Raw genomic sequence first — 15,541 nt, forward strand, 5'->3', positions numbered from 1 at the left:
GAGACTTTTGGTGGGTGGTGAGGCCATTGACCTTGACCATGATTTTAGATAAGGCAGGAAGCAAAATGCCAAAATAAAAGGCCGACAATGCCAATCCTACCAAGACAAAAACCCAAAAAACAATCCAGAAAAAAGAGGTTGAGCGTTCTTCTTTGGGGGTTTCTTCGTCAGCTTGAGCGTAAGAGGGTTGCAGCGGAGGCATTTGCTGAAAATACTGATTTTGAAGTTGCTGATTCATGGTTTTTTTGTGCGGTTTTGGATGGCAAAATTGATTTCGGTAAGGATTCTTTCGAGTTCGATTGCTACAAACTCATGGGGGAGGTTGGACTGTACGCTAAAGAGTTCTCCCTTGCCCAAGTGGTACAAAGCCACCACCGTAACGGGCGTTTCGGGATTTTTTTTCAGGTGCTTGAGGCTGCTTTGTGCCTCTTTCCGCATGGCTTCTAATACTTCGAGGCTCGTTTTTGAAAGGTCGTCGGTGAAGGTCATTGGAGGTATTTGTTTTTGTAAGAAAAAGGGAAATAGTCTTCGCCTCGGTGAATCGTAAAGTCACCGTTTGAGTCAGGAATCCAGATTTCATCATCTTCGGTGTCGTAGATACGGGTAGCCCATTTTTGGTTGGATTCGAGCGTGTAGTTTTCCCTAATCACTTCGGTGAGCAAATGCCCTATTTCGCGCCTTGCAATGAGCTTTAGGGGTAGGTTTTCGGGGTCGTCTACCGTCTGCTTGAGGATGTACATATTGGCTTGTTCGAGCAGGGCGGGGGCGATTTCGCGGATGCTGTGGGCTTGAAAAATCAGCTCATTGCCGTTGTTTTTGGGCGTTTTGAGGAGTTTTTCGCGGGCTATGGTAAGATTTCCCCGAAAAAGCACCCCACAATCATCAAAAAGGATACTGCTTTTGCTGACGTGATGGGTCACGGCCTCACAAAATTCGTCAATCTCTACGCCCCTCACGATGCCGCGTATGGGTTCTTGTTGCAGGGGTAGTAGATAGATGATTTGCTCTAAGGTGAGGGGAATTAAGTTGTGGGTGTTGTAACTAGAGTTGTTGGTATGGTCATACACAAGAATATGCTTGCGTACTGACCCCCTAATTGAAAATTCAGTAGCCAACTGCAAGGCGGTGTAGGTTTTGCCCACATTTCGCTTACCCACGGCAAGCCATATATTACCCTTTGCGTTCATTACTTTTTCTTAGAAAATTTGTTTTTGACACTGCCCACCGCACCCGATATTTTTTCTACAATGACCTCCTTACCTGATTCTACAATCTCGGCTCCCGTGAGAAGAATGTAGTTTTTGAGAAAATCTCTAGGGTCTTCGAGGCGGAGTTCACCCCGCTCGTTCAAGTCCCACATCTCCTGAAAAATGAGTTCTTCGTAGATATTGCGCATATCATCATCGGAAAGAATGTGCGTTTTGGATTGCTCAATAGTCCTTCTTTTCTCGACTGCTTTGCGCATGGTCGGAATCATTGCAAGCTCTTCTTGGGTAAGGGTGGTGTCGAGTTTTTCGGCTCTTTCTACCATCTCTACCATTGCATTGGTAGCGGCCAAGGCACCCACGAGACTACGGGCAAATCTACCTGCGGTTTCGACGTACTTGAGGTTGACGGTGGCTTTCCATTTGGCCATGCTGCGCATCTTTTCCTCGTCCACTTTGTAGCGTGGGGGCGGTGGGGGTGGCATGTAAGGCGTAGGCATTCCATACATAGGTTGGGAAGGATAGGCATACATTGGCGGCATCGGTGCTTGACGCGGAAATTGCTCAGCTGCCACCGCATTTGGCGGCGGTACTGGAGCTTGAAAGATGGGGGTAGGCGCTTGATAAGCCTCTGGTGGGGTGGGTGGCGTACTTGGCGGGGGAAGCTCGGCAGGCTTTTCGGCGAGGATTTTTGAAAAGGCGGTTTTGGCCGTGTCCAAAGTATCCTGTGCCACTGCGCCTAACCACTGATCGCGAAGGTTTTGAAATTGATTCATCGGTTGAATCGGTTTATGAATTTGGAGAAGAATTTAGAAAGGCCGTCTACTAGCTTCATTTTGAGCCAATCGAAGGCTTTACCCTTGGTTTCGTCGATGATTCGACGGGCTTTTTGGGCGGTATTTTCGCGCTTGAGCAAGCGTTGGATTTCGTTAGAAATATAGGGTCTCATCCATTCCTGTATGGCTTCGGGGTTGGCATTGAGAAGTCCCATTTTGGCAAAGGTGTCGGTCAATAACCTCAACTGAACCTCGTTTTGAATGGTCGTTAGGGGGAATTGTTGGCGGAATTTGAGAGCCTCAATGGCATCCCGAAAAAAAGTCTGCGCTTCTTCTTCGGTAAACTCCCCAAAATCGTAGGTAATCACCTTTTCTTGGTTGACGATGACAAGTCTCATGAAGTGGGGCAAAAGGTTAGAAAATGGGTGATGATTTCGGTCGTGTTGAGGGCAATACTTCCGCTCTGCAAGCCTTGGGCTAGGCTCTTGATAGCGGCCTTAATCGAAGGATTGGAAAAGGCTTGGTAGGCTTCTTGCTGTGGGGTGAGTGCGGCAGGTGGTGGGGGTGGTGGTGGAGCAATGGCGTTAGGTGTAGGCGTAGTGTCAGGGTCAAATCCTTCAATGAGGACTTTTCTTACAATGCTGTTAATGCCTTCGCCACTCTCTTCTACCTTCTGGTCAATAGCATCTCTAAGTGATTGAGAGATTCGTAAACTTAGCAATTGCGTGTTGGCTTCCAAAAGCCAAGGGTGTTTGGTTAGGGCTACGAGGGAAGGTTGACTAATCATCTTTATAAGAAATAGTTTTCCGAAAGATGCAGTACAAAAAATGTGTTACGTGATGTAACCCTTACGTAACATGAGGTTTTATCACGTAACCTCACATAAAAAACACGTTACATATTATACGCATGGGAGGTTACGTAACATACGTTACATGATGTTACGTGGCTGTAACATCATGTAACGTTTTTAAATATTACTATTTTGAGGTAAATTGCGACTATAATACAGTCACCTACTAAGGAAGCTATGTTACCAACTGCCTCAACTCTTTCGCTAGATAATTCTTGGATGTTTAAGGAGGTTAATGAGAAATTTCTGACTCGAAATGAAATTTATGGCGACCACTACGCACGTCATAAAATGGCCTACATCCGAAAAACCTTGAACCTAAAACAAATCACCATTCGTACCTTTGCGGAGTTTTACCGCATTGATGTTTGGTTGTTTTATGGCAAGAAGTAGAGGTTTACCTATTACTTAAAAGTATCAAATCAATCATGGAAGCACTCTTAAATTTTGTTTCGCTGCTTATCAATGGCAGATTAAGCCACTGAGCCGTAGCTACAATAATGGCATCCATAAGTTTGAGGGAAGTGGAGAGTCGTGTTTTAATGGCTAAAGTCTTGACTTGTTCATTAAGGTCAAAAATCAGGAGTTGTTCCAACAAAGCCTTTATTAGCTTACGTTCTGAGGCTGTCATGTTTTTTTTGCACTGTATTTCCATTTCCGTGATGATTGATATGCAGGGGGTTTTGTCACCAAGGATGATTTTAACAGCCATATCCCCTTCCAACAAACGGATAAGAGCGTTGGTATCTAGCAATATGTATTCTTCTTTATTCACCTCTTAACTCACGTTGAAATTTCAAGGAGTCTTCTCCCCACTTGATTTTACCGAAGAACTTATCTACGTCAAATTTTTTAGTAGGCTTTTTGAGTTTGCCTAAAGCCTCTTCTATCTGCTTTTTGGTGGCGTTAGGTTTGATGATAACAGTCATGGTTGTAAGTATTTTAATTTCACTCACCAAAATTACAAATTTCATTTGACAATTCATGGCAAGATACATCATTCTCCCTTTGTACGTTCCCAAAGGGAGAGTGTATGTTTTTTCATTTATTATCCTGCCAAATGCCCTGAATAGCCTCAAACTTAGCTTGGGCTTGGACTATTTCTATGGTTACTTCGAGGAGTTGGTCGGCAAAATTGGGAAGGCATTCGGCTAACCCTATTGCCTTTTTTTTCAAGATTTGAATGACTTCTAGTTGGTCGGTGTAGGCTTTTCGATATGCCTCTCTGGTCAAGGTTATTTTATCAGGCATGGCAGGAGTTGTTTTAGGATTATCACCAATAGTAGCAGGAAGGCCAATATGCCCACTACCGAAAATAAGGTATTGGTTTTCATAGGAATTTATTGATTAAAGTAATTCTTCATCTGAGGGGTAGTTTTCATACTCAATGTATTGTATGGTGAGCGTTTTTTGAACGTATGACTTTGACCAACTGGCTAGTCTGCAAATGAGTTTGTAATAGAACCGTTGCAGTTTCCACTTTGCATGATTGGATTGGTAATGAGCATAGGTATGCAGGTCAAGCGACAATTGTTTAAAGCGTTTCAATACCTCTATTTTGAGGTATAGCTGATACTTCTCTTTCCGTATGTTCATGATTTTGGAGGTTTTTTAAGGATAAAATGCAAAAGCCTTTTTTGATTCCGAATCTTTCCCCCTCTAGCTTAAAGGAGATTTCGGCAGTGATATAAAATTTGCTATAGGACTGGAGTACTGAAGAATATTCGACCAAATGTAAGGTGTCTCCTACTTGAAAGTTACGGTCGTCTTTTCGTGCCTCAAACAGTTTGTTTCGGTTCCATATGGCCCAAAAGTATAAGGGCTCGGTTTTTAGTATGTGTGTCATGGAGTAGTCGTTTTAGGGTTATTTCATTAAGATTTTAAAGGCTTTTTTGACTAGATTGATATTCTCTTCGAGTTTTTGGTATTTCTCCTCAAACTCATTTCGCCAACGGTAATAGTCTCGGTATTGTTCTTCAGACTTCTTTTGAAGTGCTTGATACGCTTTTTTGGTACAGTCGTAGTCTTTGATGATGTATTCGATGACACTCTGACCCGTTTTGATGCCTTCTTTTTCCATGACTTCGTTCATGATGTTGACGAGTTCAGGTTTTTCGTTCATATCACGGAGTGTGATAGTCTTGAAGTCCTTTTTTTCTGAATTTGCTATCATTTTTTTAGGTTGGTTTGGCTGATGCAGCTCTGCTCCGTCGCGCATCAGCGATTAGTGCATTTATTTTGCTATCAAAATGGACGCTGCGGCGCTGTCCAGGCTTCACGATCAATAGGTATTTTGCTATCAAAATTTTATAGGAGTTTGATAAGCTTTTCGATGATGGCTTGCCGCTGATGCTTGTGCATCTGAGCAAAGTTCTTGGCCCAATTCTTTTGTTGCTTTTTGAGCGTTTCGCGTTCTCGGTAGTCCTTGCCGATGTAGTAGGTGTCTTGCAGTTTTTGGGGAGGCTCGTAGTTCAGGTACATATGCTCGGTGCGAACTTGACCACTTCTTGTAACGGAACTGTAGATAGTTTTCCTCCAATCCGTTAGTCTTTCTTCATACATGGCGTTTGGGTAGGTGGTGATGCCTATTTGTGCATTTTCAAACTGCAACAACTTCGTAAGAAGTAGCTCATGTTGACCATCTGTAAGTTCGTGCAAATAGCGATTGTTAGAAGAACGGGTTGAAAGAGGGTAAGGCGGGTCAACAAAAATGTATGTACCGATAGTATCAGGTAAATATCCCTCCGTTCTCTTGGTTAGAATCTGGAAGGCAGACCCCCACACCACCCATGCTCCTTCCTCTTCAATAGGTAAAACGTAGACCACAAGGTAATCTAAACTAATAAGGGGCAATTGGAGACTATGGGCAAGTCGTTTGGCTTGTTTGTGATTTGACTCTATCAGGAATGACCTTTTGGCTTTGTTGGTCAATCTCCTAAAAATAGAGGCATTCCCCGCAAAAATCTCCCAATAGTCGTGGCATTTCGGTATTTCGTTGATGATAGTCTGATAGACCCCGTCTTGCCCTTTGCCTCCAAAGTAGCTTTTGTCTGAAGCACCGCTTTTTATGGTGGTAGAAAACATTGGATTAGGGTTTGTTTTTGACGATGACCATGTTCATGAAGTAGAATTTGAGGTTTTCGACGCTTCCCAAGTGCCTAAACTCAAACTGTAGTTGTCGTTGGTATTCTTCGAGCTTCATCCCTCTATCAATGCGTGATACAAAGCTGCTGATGCGTGAAAAAGGATAGACGCTGATTGCTTCACAAATGGCATACAGGAAGGTTTTCCCTTTGACCTGAATCTCGTAAGTTTCCCCCACTTGGTAAAGGTCAGATTCAGGCAAAAGCACCTGAAAACTATGGTTAGCGGCCAATTTGTTGTTGTAGTTTTCGCCAAGATTGATTTTGGGAAAGGTCAAAGGTGGCTTGTAACCTTGTTGCTCAAAAAGGTCGATGTGATGGCTCCATTGGTTGTTCATTTCGGTAAGGGAGATTGAATTTTACAAAAACAGAATCAGGGATAGCATGAAGTAGCGTTTGAGGGTCGTAGTAGAGCGGATTTCCATTGATGTCCTTGGCGAACACGTCTATACGGGCAGGGCTGATGTAGGGCACAGCCTTCACAAAGAAGAGCTTGATTTGTGCGTTTTCGGCAGTGATAACGGCTTTTATCTCGGTCGAATCTTCGGTACGTTCGACGGCCAAAACCTGACCAATCGGAATGACAGGAGGAGACATAAATAAAGAACCAAGGGTGATGATTCCAATCACCAAAAAGTAGAGAAAAATGAGTTGGATTCGTTTCATAGAATGATTGTTTAGTGTTCAAAATACCAGAGATAATCTTCTTCATTGTCGGGGGTAGATTCGCGTTTCATATCTCCCAAAAAGAGGTTGAAATGCTTCGCCAAGTGCGTTTGGATATTGCCTTTGAGGATGTTCAACTCTTTGTTGTTGGAAGCCTCACACAGCTCAAAAATGATGATAGCGACCTCAACGGAAATCCTGACTTTCAACCCTCGTTGATTTGGCCCTTGATAGTGCCACAGTTGCCCCGATTTCTTCCATTTTTCGATGTCCTTAAGCAGGGTCTTGATATGGGCAATGCGAAGGATATTTTCGGGGGTACGGCTGAGGGGTTCGAGCCTTTCAAAATCGTGGCAGGGAGGGTAGATTTTGGCCATGAGCGTCCATTCTATCCAATCCACTTCGGCGGATTGGATATAGATTTCGGCCTTATCCGCTAACTTTTTGAAGTAAAAGTGAGGGTAGTGCATGGCTATCGACGGGTTTGTTGGATGTAGTACTGCCATGATTCCATGATTTTGGTCACAAAATCAACCCCTTCTTGGGTCGCAATGATGTCTCGGTTGATATGAGGCTCACATTGCCCATTCGTGAAGATGTTGAGTTTGCAAAGCATGGCATTGGGGTGACTTTCGGGAATCGTCCCTCCTTTGTTGTCGTTGAAATAGATTTGTATGGAGGTCATTTGATTGTCACCATAGCGTGATTTTAGCTTGTTTTCGATGAATCTGACCGACCTATTGAGTTCGAGCATTAGCCTTTCATCTTCGTTGAGAAGGGCGTCGTATTCGCGGTCTATTTTCTTTTTGAGGTAATACTTTAGGTTCTTTTTACCTTGATGATTGACGGGGTTTTGGTGGTAAATGGTGATAGCCAAAAGGCTATTGGCTTCATCAAAGGGGCTTTCGGATTTAGTAGCAGGCTTGAATACGGTAGTGTTCATGATTGATTTTGTTTAATTGTTTGATAATCAGTTGTTTGTAAATTTTGTCAAGAAAAATCGGGCCGCGCCCCCCCCTAACCCAAAGTCAAAAACCGAAACGGGCCGCAACTTTCCGGAAAATTGAACCGAAACAGGGAGGATTTTTTGGGATAAAAGGTCGAAGACCTTACTAAAAGTCCTTTCAGAAGTTCAGACGAGTACAGATAGGTACGGATTCAGTACTTGTGTCTGTACTTATAGTCAAAAATTAGCTATTCCCTTTTTAAAAAATGGGCAAACGAGTTTTCAAAAATCGAAGCAATGGCCGACGGCGTTTCGGAGCGTTTTTGGGCTTGGTTTTCGACCTGAGCTTTGGCGGCCATGATAGAAGCCCCTACCACACGGTGTTTTTGGTTGGTTTGTTGGGTTTTGTAGCGTGATTCTTCGGCGGATAGTTCGCCGACCTTGACGGCTTCGTTGTGCCTCTCATCCTCAAATTGAAGCACAAGCGGGTTAACTTTGAGGATGATACAGGGGGTGTTTTGGTCGTGCAGTCCCAATCCACCACGGTACTTTTCGGTCAAAAATGGCTTGTACATACCCAATAGCTTATTGATATGATTTTTGATAGTAGCAATGCAACAACTATCGTTGAGTGCTTTCCTAAGATAGCTGTGGGTGATGCGGATTTCGTAGGCACGGGCGGTAGGTTTTCCCCAATTTTTGATGTAGTGCATGAGGAGTTGCCAAGCGGTGTTCTGAACGCTTTGGTGCATACGTGGATAGGTATCCTTGTTTTCTTGGCATAGTTTTCTGATTTGCTCGTTGGAATGGAAAAACTCGGCTAGTTTAGCTTTGGTCTTGGCCATTGAAAAAGCAGGTTTTCGAGGAAAGAAAGAAGCGGGTGCGGCGTGACGTTGGTACTGAGACCAAATCCCTGCGGTAACGGTGTTTTTGAGCATTTTTTTAGGGGTGAAAGTTTGTAAAAATGACTGAAAATGAGTACTTTTATGTATTGAAATCGGGTATAGTTCTAGTTTATTCTTTCTTCTAAAAAATCCCTTATGGCTCTAAAATGCTGTAAGGCCAATCCTTTTTTTGTTTTACCAAACCTGAGAATGCAAGCCCAGTTGGGATAGGATGCACCTATCAACACAGCTTTCTCACAAACTTCTACCCGTTGGTACTGCTTTTCGATTTTCTGACAGAGTTGTTCTGCCCATTCGCGGCTTTCGGTGGTAGTCTTCATTGTTGTCTCAAACGGTTGGTTTGGCATTTAGTGGGTCCGTGGCCATTGTAGGCATAGAGGTTGGGAAAGATTCGGTCACATCCCTTGCAATGGATACCCTCATTGATAGAGGGAGCGTTTTGGCTTTTCTGAGTGAAGTACCATTCAATCCAGTCGAGGGGGGCAACGGAGGCTTGGTTGGCAAAATTGGGTATACGAAGCAGGGCAGTTCGTTGGGCATGGGCATTGCCTCGTGCGGCCAATCCTTCTTCTACTATACTTATTAAGTTTTGTAAGGCTTGTTCTCGTTCTTTGGTAGCAAGTGTCATGGTTTTTGCAGGATTAAAGAGAGGGCAGGATTCTGCCTAGCTAAGTAGGTAGCTAGTACCTGAGTCAAGGAGTGCTTCGGTAGTATTTACAGGGTATGAACAGTATGAACTTCTGAGGATTTGATGAAATCCAAAGTGGCTTTGATTTGTGAGTGAGCTTGAAATTGACCCACAAAATCGTCAAAATCGCTATAATTAGAGTGGGGAACTAGTGGAATAATATGCTCAAAGACCATCAGATTTACGTAAAACCATTTTCTGAGAGGGCAAATATCGACCCACAAATACATCTCAAATGGTTCCCACTTGGGGATACTAAAAATACAGTGAATAAGGCTTTCTCCTGCCACAATGTCTTCGCCTCCTAACTCTGCCAAAAACTTTGTAAATTCATTCATTTTAGGTATTGGTTTATGGTGAAAAAAGCGTGTTGGATTAATAAAAGAACAATGGAATCCAAGTGAGGCAGCAATAGTAAAAGGGCAATCCAAGGCTAAAAACGCCGATGAAAGGGGCAAAAAGGAGAATCCAGAAAAGTACTGGATACGACCAATGATGCTTGGGAGTTTCGGAGGTAGGGGCGATTTTCATAGAGTTACTTGTTTATAACTTTTCTAATTCAAGCTGTTTTCCTTTTTTGTTGGGGCTGTAATAGTCATGATAACGAACAATCTTTTCCGACAACCAATCAAACTCATTGGGCGTAGGCACTTGAAGCGAACCCAAGGCCAGCATCATGTTATACTGCTGAGGGGTCGAGTAGTTGAAGTGCGTCATGAAATCAGATTTGATTTCGCTTCTCGCTTTTTTGGGAATGATACCGTCATGGTACTTCAAACGAATTTCCTCAAGTGTTATCATGCTTTTAGACCGTTTAGTAAAAATCTCTAACATTTTTGTTGAAAAGTTGCCAAAAAGTTGTTGATTTGTTGTGAAATGCGATGTAAATATACTATTAAAAGTTACATTAATACACTTTAAAGTAAATATTTTTTACTAAAATCCATAAACAACTGACTACCAATTAGATAAAAGTTAAAAAAATACACTTTTCTAAATTAACTAATGCAACTTTAAACTACTATATAAAGCTAAAAAGCTAACGGTCGCTAGCAATTTATAACTAAACTTACTCTAAATCACAAAGTAAAAGTTTAAATAATTACTCTAAAAAGTTACATAACTTAACTATTAACATGAAAATGGAACAAAATGGAATAGGTGCGAGAATCAAGGAATTGATGTATCGACGTGGTATAAACCAGTCTAAACTGGCTGAGTCTATAAACCTTTCTCATGCAGCAATTAACAAAATAGTCAACAACTATTCGATTCCAAGAGACAAGGTGATAGATGCCATTTGTGAGACATATAAAATAAATAAGGAATGGCTCAAGTATGGTATAGGGGAAATGGAAAATAATGGAATGATTCTCCCAAGTGTCTATTCTACTCCTGACAACTATTTACAAGAATATCTTTCTCGCCTAGAGAAAGAGTTCATCGAAATGCGTCGATTTTTCCAAACCCAACTTGAAGCAAAAGATCGCCAAATTGAGTTTTTAATGGGTCAAGTGGGAAAGCTTGATGTGAGCGAAAGTGCCACCTGTGAAATTATACCAATGCCTATTACTACTGATAAAGTGCATGAAGAAGGGAATAAAGTCCTTGAATTTGTACCCAATGCGGTAATGCTAGTTGTGTAATTGCTCACAGTTTCGCTCACAGTTGGAAATTCAGCATTTCCAAGTGGCTATCTATCAGAAAGTTGAGGGTTTTGCCTCTGTTCCCCTACGGGTCACAGAATCGCACTAAGACGTGTTGAAACCACTAAAACCCTGCTTTTCAGCAGGGTTTTTTGTTTTCATAGCCTGTACAAACTACTAATTTTCAGCTATTTCAGGAATTAAAACCAAAATTTGTGGAGTAAGTTTCATTCCTAATAAATAGCTTAGGGAGTTTAAAACCCAGTTGGATAAACAAGCAAGAGTCTATAATATAGCTATTCAGAAGGACACACGTTGATTCAGTTGATAGCTCACAAATGGCTTTTATGAAAAATCACTGGATTTTGATATTATCTTCAGCAGCTGACAAGTCCATAAAAGCATAAAACCTTCAAAAATTTTACAATTTAATCCGTTTTACTTTTATGTTATTAATCGGTATCTTGAACGCCACATCATTAAAATAAGTAAAAGTTATCTAAATCAAACCTCATGAAAACTTCTTTCGTCCTCTTGGTTAGCTTTTTTAGCCTATTTATTTTTCAGTCTAGTTTTGCCCAAGGGCCACCGCCTCCAGGCGATGAGTTAAATTTTGACCAAAAGAAAGTATCAGTTGCTGAGTAAAAAAAACTACTGATTGGTGAATGGATGTTAGAAAATGACAAAAGTCAAGGTCTTAAAATCACAGCCACTACTTTTACAAATACCATTAAAGAAATTTCGCATAAAGCAGTAAGCTATAAAGTTAGTAGTACAGACAAATGTTCATGTGATTTTGGCGAAGTGCCACCACCCCCTATGCTTCTGGGTTGTGTTTCAATCCCAAACACTAAAAATTGCTATCTATTATACGAAGTAATAGAAGGTGACCAAGTTGGTTTAAGGTTGGGGCTTTTAGATCCGGTAAAAGAAACAGTGAAACCTTTTACTTTATTTAAAAAATAATCAACTCATTATTGTTCTGCAGACCAATATTATTTGCATCCTGATTACTGGGCTTTTCTTGCCAGCAATCATATGTTGCTACTGGACAGAATTTGAACTTTTTCCAATCCCCCCCGCCAAAGTTCCAAAAAGTTGGCGAGGGGGATATCTCAAAATTTGCCTTCATTCACATCATGAATAAACTGGATGACGCCGTTCATGAATACCTTTTGGTCGTCCCACATGGCTAGGTGGCTACCGTTTGGGCAGTACAAATAGCGCCCTTTTTTTACCATCTTGCTTTGCTCTTCCATGGCTTTGGGATCCATGGTGTCGTGCTTAGCACCAATCATGAGCGTGGGTACGATGATTTCGGAGAGTCGGTTTTTGATGTCCCACTGCGCCAGTCGTCCGCTGATGCCAAATTCGCTGGGGCCTTGCATGAGGGTGTATACTTCGTTGTTGGCATGCTTGAGCGCACGGTTGAGGCCGTCGGGCCATTCTTTCAAACGACAAATGTGCTCTTGGTAAAAATTAGGAAGGAGTAGTTCCATATAGCGAGGATTGGCAAAGTCTTTTTTGGCTTCTAGCGCTCTGATTTCGGCCAAGATTTCGGGCTTCATTTGCTTGGCAAGCACTTCGTCGGCATATTTGCCGTATTCGGGCGCACTTGCTACCATGTTTGCAATCAGCAGGCCTTTGAGGTTTTTCTGGTATTTGAGGGCGTATTCCATGCCCAAAATTCCCCCCCATGAGTTGCCTAACACGTAAAAATTAGAACTATCGGCCCCGATAGCCTGACGCACTTGCTCCACCTCTTCCACAAATCGCTCGGTAGTCCATAAGCGGTCGTCTTTGGGCTGATCGCTGTAATAAGACCCTAATTGGTCATATTCATAAAACTCAAAAGCTTCGCGCTGAAAAAACGTCTCGAAGCATTCCATGTACTCGTGGGTCATGGCAGGGCCACCGTGCAAGAGCAGGATTTTGATTTTAGGATTGGTACCAAATCTTTTGGTCCAAACCTTAAAGTCACCCACGGGGGTTTTGATGGGGATTAATTTTACGCCTGCCGATTCGAGCGAATCTCCGTAGGAGAAATAATCAGCTACCGTAGCCGATGTAGAAGTTTTGGTTTGCTGGCAAGCCACTAACAAACACAGCCCTAGGAAAAAATAAATAACGCGCATAGTTTTTGGTTAAGAGTTTTTATAAAGTTAAAGTATATTTCAAAGGATGTCCATTTTCAGGATGAAATTCTTACCCTACCTTTAGGTTCATTCATACGCATACAAACGAGTAATGTGCTTATCTTCGATAGTATAAATCAAACATACCGCCAACGAACTGTCGGGCAGATATTCTTCTACCGTCCCTTCCACAATCACATGATAGAGACCTGCCGGATAGAGTTGTCGTATCTCAAAGGGTTTGGCTTTGGTCAGTAATGTTTGGTATCGACGCACAAATAGAGCTTTAGATTCTTCCACATCTACAAAATGAGTAGCGCGTCCTCGGTAATGAAGCTTTTCGGCGCACAGTTCCTCTACCGCCCGCCAATCCTGACGATTGAGGTGTTTGTGAAGTTTTTTAGTAAGATTCATATTATCGGTTTGCTTTTGTGTCATGTCGGAGGATTGACAAGTCCCTAAGAGATGAAAAGCAAAGACCAACTGAAGCGGATAAGTAAGTCTCATATGTCTTTTTGTACAAATACCTCAACAATGGTACTATTTAAAAACTCGTAAATCAGGAAGCAAATCTCTCCTTCTCTTTCCACAAACGCTTCTCTTATTGTGCCAAAAACTTAGTGTATTGTATCAAAACTTAGTGTATTGTTGCAGGAAGGGGTAGTTTGCTATTGAGGCAGATTAAACTGACGCATCACAGATTTAAAAATCGGATTTGAATGGTAGGATTTAAAAGCAATCATCACTTTGGTATCGCGATAAAGATAGCCTCCATCAGCGGCTTTTTTGAGATTGATAAGGCTACTATCGGGCTGATTGAGACCTGCATATACCACCGCCCGTTCGTAGTAAGCACGGGGAGTATCGGCCAATGTCTGGAGATATTGGCGGGCTTTTTGGGTATTTCCTCGTTTGGCTTCGCAGTAAATCAAAATAGGTACCTGACCTTTATCATCTGGATTTAAGCGGATTGCGTCTTCAAAAGCCGATACTGCTTTAGGATAATCACTCTGGGATACCCAATATAAAGCAATCGACATCTTGAAAGAAAAAGACTTATCGAAAAGGGTTTGTCCTGTTTCAATCCCCGCTCTAGCTTCCTCTCCACGACTCGCTAGGCTACAATTAATAATGTGAGCACTCAGCATGATAGGATGAAGGGGTGCAAGTGCAATCGCCTGTGAACTACACTCAATCGCCTTATCAAGCTTTCCGGTAGTGCGCATAAGTAAGCCATACCAATGATAAATGTCTGCATTGTTGGGATTGTGCTGTAAGGCTATCTGGTAGGCATTTTCGGAAGCGCCCCATTGATAAGTAGCATAATAAAGACTTCCCAATACGCCATAGGCAGAACTGTTGGCTGCATCAAACTGAATGGCTTTTAGGGCATTTTTTTTGGTCAATTCGTCAAGTTTAGAAGATTCCATCTTATTGGAACCACGTAGTAAATGGTAGGCAAAGGCTTTGAGCGCATAGGCTTCTGCAAAAGTAGAGTCGATTTTGAGAGCACGGTCAAAACGAACAATACTAGCCAAGAGGTCTTCATCCATTCGACTTACTAAAAGCTGCCGCCCTTGTACCATGATATTATAGGCTTCAGGACTGCGGGTATGTTTTTCGTTAGCCAAAGCATTCACAGTGAGCTTTAGTTGAGCAGCCACTTCCTTTACAATTTGGTCTGTCAGTTGAAAAATATCCTTGTATGCACCATTGTATGTTTTAGACCAAAGTCTAATATCATTTTGGGTGTCAATCATTTCGAGTTTGATTTGAATCTGATCACCTGTTTTCAAAATAGCTCCCCTGATTACATTGCCTACATGAAGCTCATCCCCAATTTTCCAAATACTTTTTTTGGTATTTTTATATTGGTCGGAAGACGAGCGTGCAATCACTCTCAGGTTTTTGATAAGCGAAAGAGAAGTATGAAGTTCGCTCATCACTCCGTCTAAGATAGGCTCAGTATCGGTCGTACCAAGGTTTGTAAAAGGCAAAATGGCTAAAGAACTTTGGGTAGGCTGCGGAGAGGTAGATTCTCTTCTTATCAACAACAAGATGGCGCTCATAGCAGTTAAAAACATAACGCCCCAAAAAACATATATACCGCTACGTTTCAGTGTTATACTATTCAAAAACAGTTTCTTAGGTGGTGGTGATGCCGTAATTACGATTGGTGGTTCTTCTTGGAGGCTGCGCGCTTCTGTCTGAATACTGTGTTGTATCTGCTGTTTTCTAAAATCAGAAGGACTGAGTTTGAACTCTTGGATAAAATAAGTACTAAAATTCTGAGGATTGACCAAGCCTACCATGTCACCAATCTCCGAAATACGGAGGTCGGTATTTTTCAACAAATCTCTAGCTTTTAGCAATTTACGCCGACGAATATACAAAGTTGCCGAAAGTTCTGATTCTTCTTTGAGCAATCTATGCAAACGTGAGCGACTCATCCCAAGTTGCTCACAGATAGTATCAATCGTAAGGGAGGGATTGTCAAGGTTATCGTCAATCAGCTTATTTAATTTTTCTATAAAGACCTTATCAGTCATCATTTTCTAAAGTAGGCCGTGGAGTTTTT

Annotated in this window: 29 protein-coding genes; 3 read left to right on the forward strand and 26 right to left on the reverse strand. The window is 42.0% G+C overall.

Annotation, left to right across the window (positions count from 1 at the left end; all coding sequences use genetic code 11):
* The 6 genes from G563_RS34960 to G563_RS0116055 all read right to left on the reverse strand — a co-directional run.
* On the reverse strand, nt 1-238 hold a 238-nt coding region (locus G563_RS34960; protein ID WP_037327151.1), incomplete at its 3' end, for a hypothetical protein.
* Entirely contained in the window at nt 235-489 is a 255-nt protein-coding gene (locus G563_RS0116035; RefSeq protein WP_028666208.1) for a hypothetical protein, read from the reverse strand. The genes G563_RS34960 and G563_RS0116035, both read right to left, overlap by 4 nt.
* Nucleotides 486-1,187: a hypothetical protein gene (locus tag G563_RS0116040; protein WP_028666209.1), complete on the reverse strand. Its 702-nt coding sequence runs from the start codon at nt 1,185-1,187 to the stop codon at nt 486-488. The genes G563_RS0116035 and G563_RS0116040 overlap by 4 nt, the downstream gene beginning before the upstream one ends.
* Complete coding sequence (locus G563_RS0116045) at nt 1,187-1,981, reverse strand: hypothetical protein (protein WP_028666210.1); 795 nt, start codon at nt 1,979-1,981, stop codon at nt 1,187-1,189. The genes G563_RS0116040 and G563_RS0116045 overlap by 1 nt, the downstream gene beginning before the upstream one ends.
* The gene (locus G563_RS0116050) at nt 1,978-2,379 is read right to left on the reverse strand and encodes a hypothetical protein (RefSeq protein ID WP_028666211.1); all 402 of its coding nucleotides are present in this window, start codon (nt 2,377-2,379) and stop codon (nt 1,978-1,980) included. The genes G563_RS0116045 and G563_RS0116050 overlap by 4 nt, the downstream gene beginning before the upstream one ends.
* On the reverse strand, nt 2,376-2,768 hold the full coding sequence (locus G563_RS0116055; protein WP_028666212.1) for a hypothetical protein: 393 nt from the start codon (nt 2,766-2,768) through the stop codon (nt 2,376-2,378). The genes G563_RS0116050 and G563_RS0116055 overlap by 4 nt, the downstream gene beginning before the upstream one ends.
* A 243-nt stretch (nt 2,769-3,011) precedes the next feature.
* Here G563_RS0116055 and G563_RS38085 point away from each other — a divergent pair, with 243 nt between their 5' ends.
* Complete coding sequence (locus tag G563_RS38085; protein ID WP_157585378.1) at nt 3,012-3,227, forward strand: hypothetical protein; 216 nt, start codon at nt 3,012-3,014, stop codon at nt 3,225-3,227.
* A 4-nt stretch (nt 3,228-3,231) separates the two neighbouring features.
* Here the strand turns inward: G563_RS38085 and G563_RS0116065 are convergent, their stop codons facing one another.
* From G563_RS0116065 to G563_RS0116140, 17 genes are all read right to left on the reverse strand, one after another.
* Entirely contained in the window at nt 3,232-3,609 is a 378-nt protein-coding gene (locus tag G563_RS0116065) for a PIN domain-containing protein (protein ID WP_028666213.1), read from the reverse strand.
* Nucleotides 3,602-3,763: a hypothetical protein gene (locus G563_RS0116070; RefSeq protein ID WP_157585380.1), complete on the reverse strand. Its 162-nt coding sequence runs from the start codon at nt 3,761-3,763 to the stop codon at nt 3,602-3,604. Before G563_RS0116070 ends, G563_RS0116065 begins: the two co-directional genes overlap by 8 nt.
* Nucleotides 3,764-3,875: 112 nt before the next feature.
* Complete coding sequence (locus tag G563_RS0116075) at nt 3,876-4,085, reverse strand: hypothetical protein (RefSeq protein ID WP_028666215.1); 210 nt, start codon at nt 4,083-4,085, stop codon at nt 3,876-3,878.
* A 96-nt stretch (nt 4,086-4,181) separates the two neighbouring features.
* Nucleotides 4,182-4,430: a hypothetical protein gene (locus G563_RS38090; RefSeq protein ID WP_157585381.1), complete on the reverse strand. Its 249-nt coding sequence runs from the start codon at nt 4,428-4,430 to the stop codon at nt 4,182-4,184.
* Nucleotides 4,369-4,680 carry a DUF3850 domain-containing protein gene (locus G563_RS39220; RefSeq protein ID WP_051211018.1) on the reverse strand — a complete coding sequence of 104 codons (312 nt, stop codon included), beginning with the start codon at nt 4,678-4,680 and terminating at the stop codon, nt 4,369-4,371. Before G563_RS39220 ends, G563_RS38090 begins: the two co-directional genes overlap by 62 nt.
* A gap of 18 nt (nt 4,681-4,698) precedes the next feature.
* A complete protein-coding gene (locus tag G563_RS0116085; RefSeq protein ID WP_157585382.1) occupies nt 4,699-5,007 on the reverse strand; it encodes a hypothetical protein in 309 nt (102 codons plus the stop codon).
* A 134-nt stretch (nt 5,008-5,141) separates the two neighbouring features.
* A complete protein-coding gene (locus G563_RS0116090; protein WP_028666217.1) occupies nt 5,142-5,918 on the reverse strand; it encodes a DNA adenine methylase in 777 nt (258 codons plus the stop codon).
* Between the two features lie 4 nt (nt 5,919-5,922).
* Nucleotides 5,923-6,315, reverse strand: a complete 393-nt coding sequence (locus G563_RS0116095; protein ID WP_028666218.1) for a hypothetical protein — start codon at nt 6,313-6,315, stop codon at nt 5,923-5,925.
* On the reverse strand, nt 6,278-6,643 hold the full coding sequence (locus G563_RS0116100; RefSeq protein ID WP_028666219.1) for a hypothetical protein: 366 nt from the start codon (nt 6,641-6,643) through the stop codon (nt 6,278-6,280). Before G563_RS0116100 ends, G563_RS0116095 begins: the two co-directional genes overlap by 38 nt.
* An 11-nt stretch (nt 6,644-6,654) precedes the next feature.
* Entirely contained in the window at nt 6,655-7,149 is a 495-nt protein-coding gene (locus G563_RS0116105; RefSeq protein ID WP_028666220.1) for a hypothetical protein, read from the reverse strand.
* On the reverse strand, nt 7,116-7,586 hold the full coding sequence (locus G563_RS0116110) for a hypothetical protein (protein WP_028666221.1): 471 nt from the start codon (nt 7,584-7,586) through the stop codon (nt 7,116-7,118). The genes G563_RS0116105 and G563_RS0116110 overlap by 34 nt, the downstream gene beginning before the upstream one ends.
* Nucleotides 7,587-7,837: 251 nt before the next feature.
* The gene (locus G563_RS0116120; RefSeq protein WP_028666222.1) at nt 7,838-8,527 is read right to left on the reverse strand and encodes a hypothetical protein; all 690 of its coding nucleotides are present in this window, start codon (nt 8,525-8,527) and stop codon (nt 7,838-7,840) included.
* Between the two features lie 71 nt (nt 8,528-8,598).
* The gene (locus G563_RS0116125; RefSeq protein ID WP_028666223.1) at nt 8,599-8,814 is read right to left on the reverse strand and encodes a hypothetical protein; all 216 of its coding nucleotides are present in this window, start codon (nt 8,812-8,814) and stop codon (nt 8,599-8,601) included.
* On the reverse strand, nt 8,811-9,122 hold the full coding sequence (locus G563_RS0116130) for a hypothetical protein (RefSeq protein WP_028666224.1): 312 nt from the start codon (nt 9,120-9,122) through the stop codon (nt 8,811-8,813). The genes G563_RS0116125 and G563_RS0116130 overlap by 4 nt, the downstream gene beginning before the upstream one ends.
* A gap of 86 nt (nt 9,123-9,208) precedes the next feature.
* Nucleotides 9,209-9,520, reverse strand: coding sequence for a hypothetical protein (locus G563_RS0116135; RefSeq protein ID WP_028666225.1), 312 nt, complete (start codon nt 9,518-9,520; stop codon nt 9,209-9,211).
* 37 nt (nt 9,521-9,557) lie between these two features.
* The gene (locus G563_RS38095) at nt 9,558-9,713 is read right to left on the reverse strand and encodes a hypothetical protein (protein WP_157585163.1); all 156 of its coding nucleotides are present in this window, start codon (nt 9,711-9,713) and stop codon (nt 9,558-9,560) included.
* A gap of 12 nt (nt 9,714-9,725) precedes the next feature.
* Entirely contained in the window at nt 9,726-9,983 is a 258-nt protein-coding gene (locus tag G563_RS0116140; protein ID WP_157585383.1) for a hypothetical protein, read from the reverse strand.
* 335 nt (nt 9,984-10,318) lie between these two features.
* Between G563_RS0116140 and G563_RS37065 the strand changes: the two genes are divergently transcribed.
* Both G563_RS37065 and G563_RS0116150 read left to right on the forward strand, forming a co-directional pair.
* Nucleotides 10,319-10,828 carry a helix-turn-helix domain-containing protein gene (locus G563_RS37065; RefSeq protein WP_051211019.1) on the forward strand — a complete coding sequence of 170 codons (510 nt, stop codon included), beginning with the start codon at nt 10,319-10,321 and terminating at the stop codon, nt 10,826-10,828.
* Nucleotides 10,829-11,497: 669 nt separating this feature from the next.
* The gene (locus G563_RS0116150; protein WP_028666227.1) at nt 11,498-11,794 is read left to right on the forward strand and encodes a hypothetical protein; all 297 of its coding nucleotides are present in this window, start codon (nt 11,498-11,500) and stop codon (nt 11,792-11,794) included.
* Nucleotides 11,795-11,943: 149 nt separating this feature from the next.
* Here G563_RS0116150 and G563_RS0116160 read toward each other — a convergent pair whose 3' ends face one another.
* The 3 genes from G563_RS0116160 to G563_RS0116170 form a co-directional block, all read right to left on the reverse strand.
* Complete coding sequence (locus G563_RS0116160) at nt 11,944-12,963, reverse strand: proline iminopeptidase-family hydrolase (protein ID WP_028666228.1); 1,020 nt, start codon at nt 12,961-12,963, stop codon at nt 11,944-11,946.
* Between the two features lie 87 nt (nt 12,964-13,050).
* Nucleotides 13,051-13,470 (reverse strand): nuclear transport factor 2-like protein, encoded by a 420-nt coding sequence (locus tag G563_RS0116165; RefSeq protein WP_157585384.1) that lies wholly within the window; start codon nt 13,468-13,470, stop codon nt 13,051-13,053.
* Between the two features lie 161 nt (nt 13,471-13,631).
* Nucleotides 13,632-15,515, reverse strand: coding sequence for a helix-turn-helix domain-containing protein (locus G563_RS0116170; protein WP_028666230.1), 1,884 nt, complete (start codon nt 15,513-15,515; stop codon nt 13,632-13,634).
* Nucleotides 15,516-15,541: the final 26 nt, after the last annotated feature.

This window comes from Runella zeae DSM 19591 (genome assembly GCF_000423565.1).
GTDB classification, from domain to species: domain Bacteria; phylum Bacteroidota; class Bacteroidia; order Cytophagales; family Spirosomataceae; genus Runella; species Runella zeae.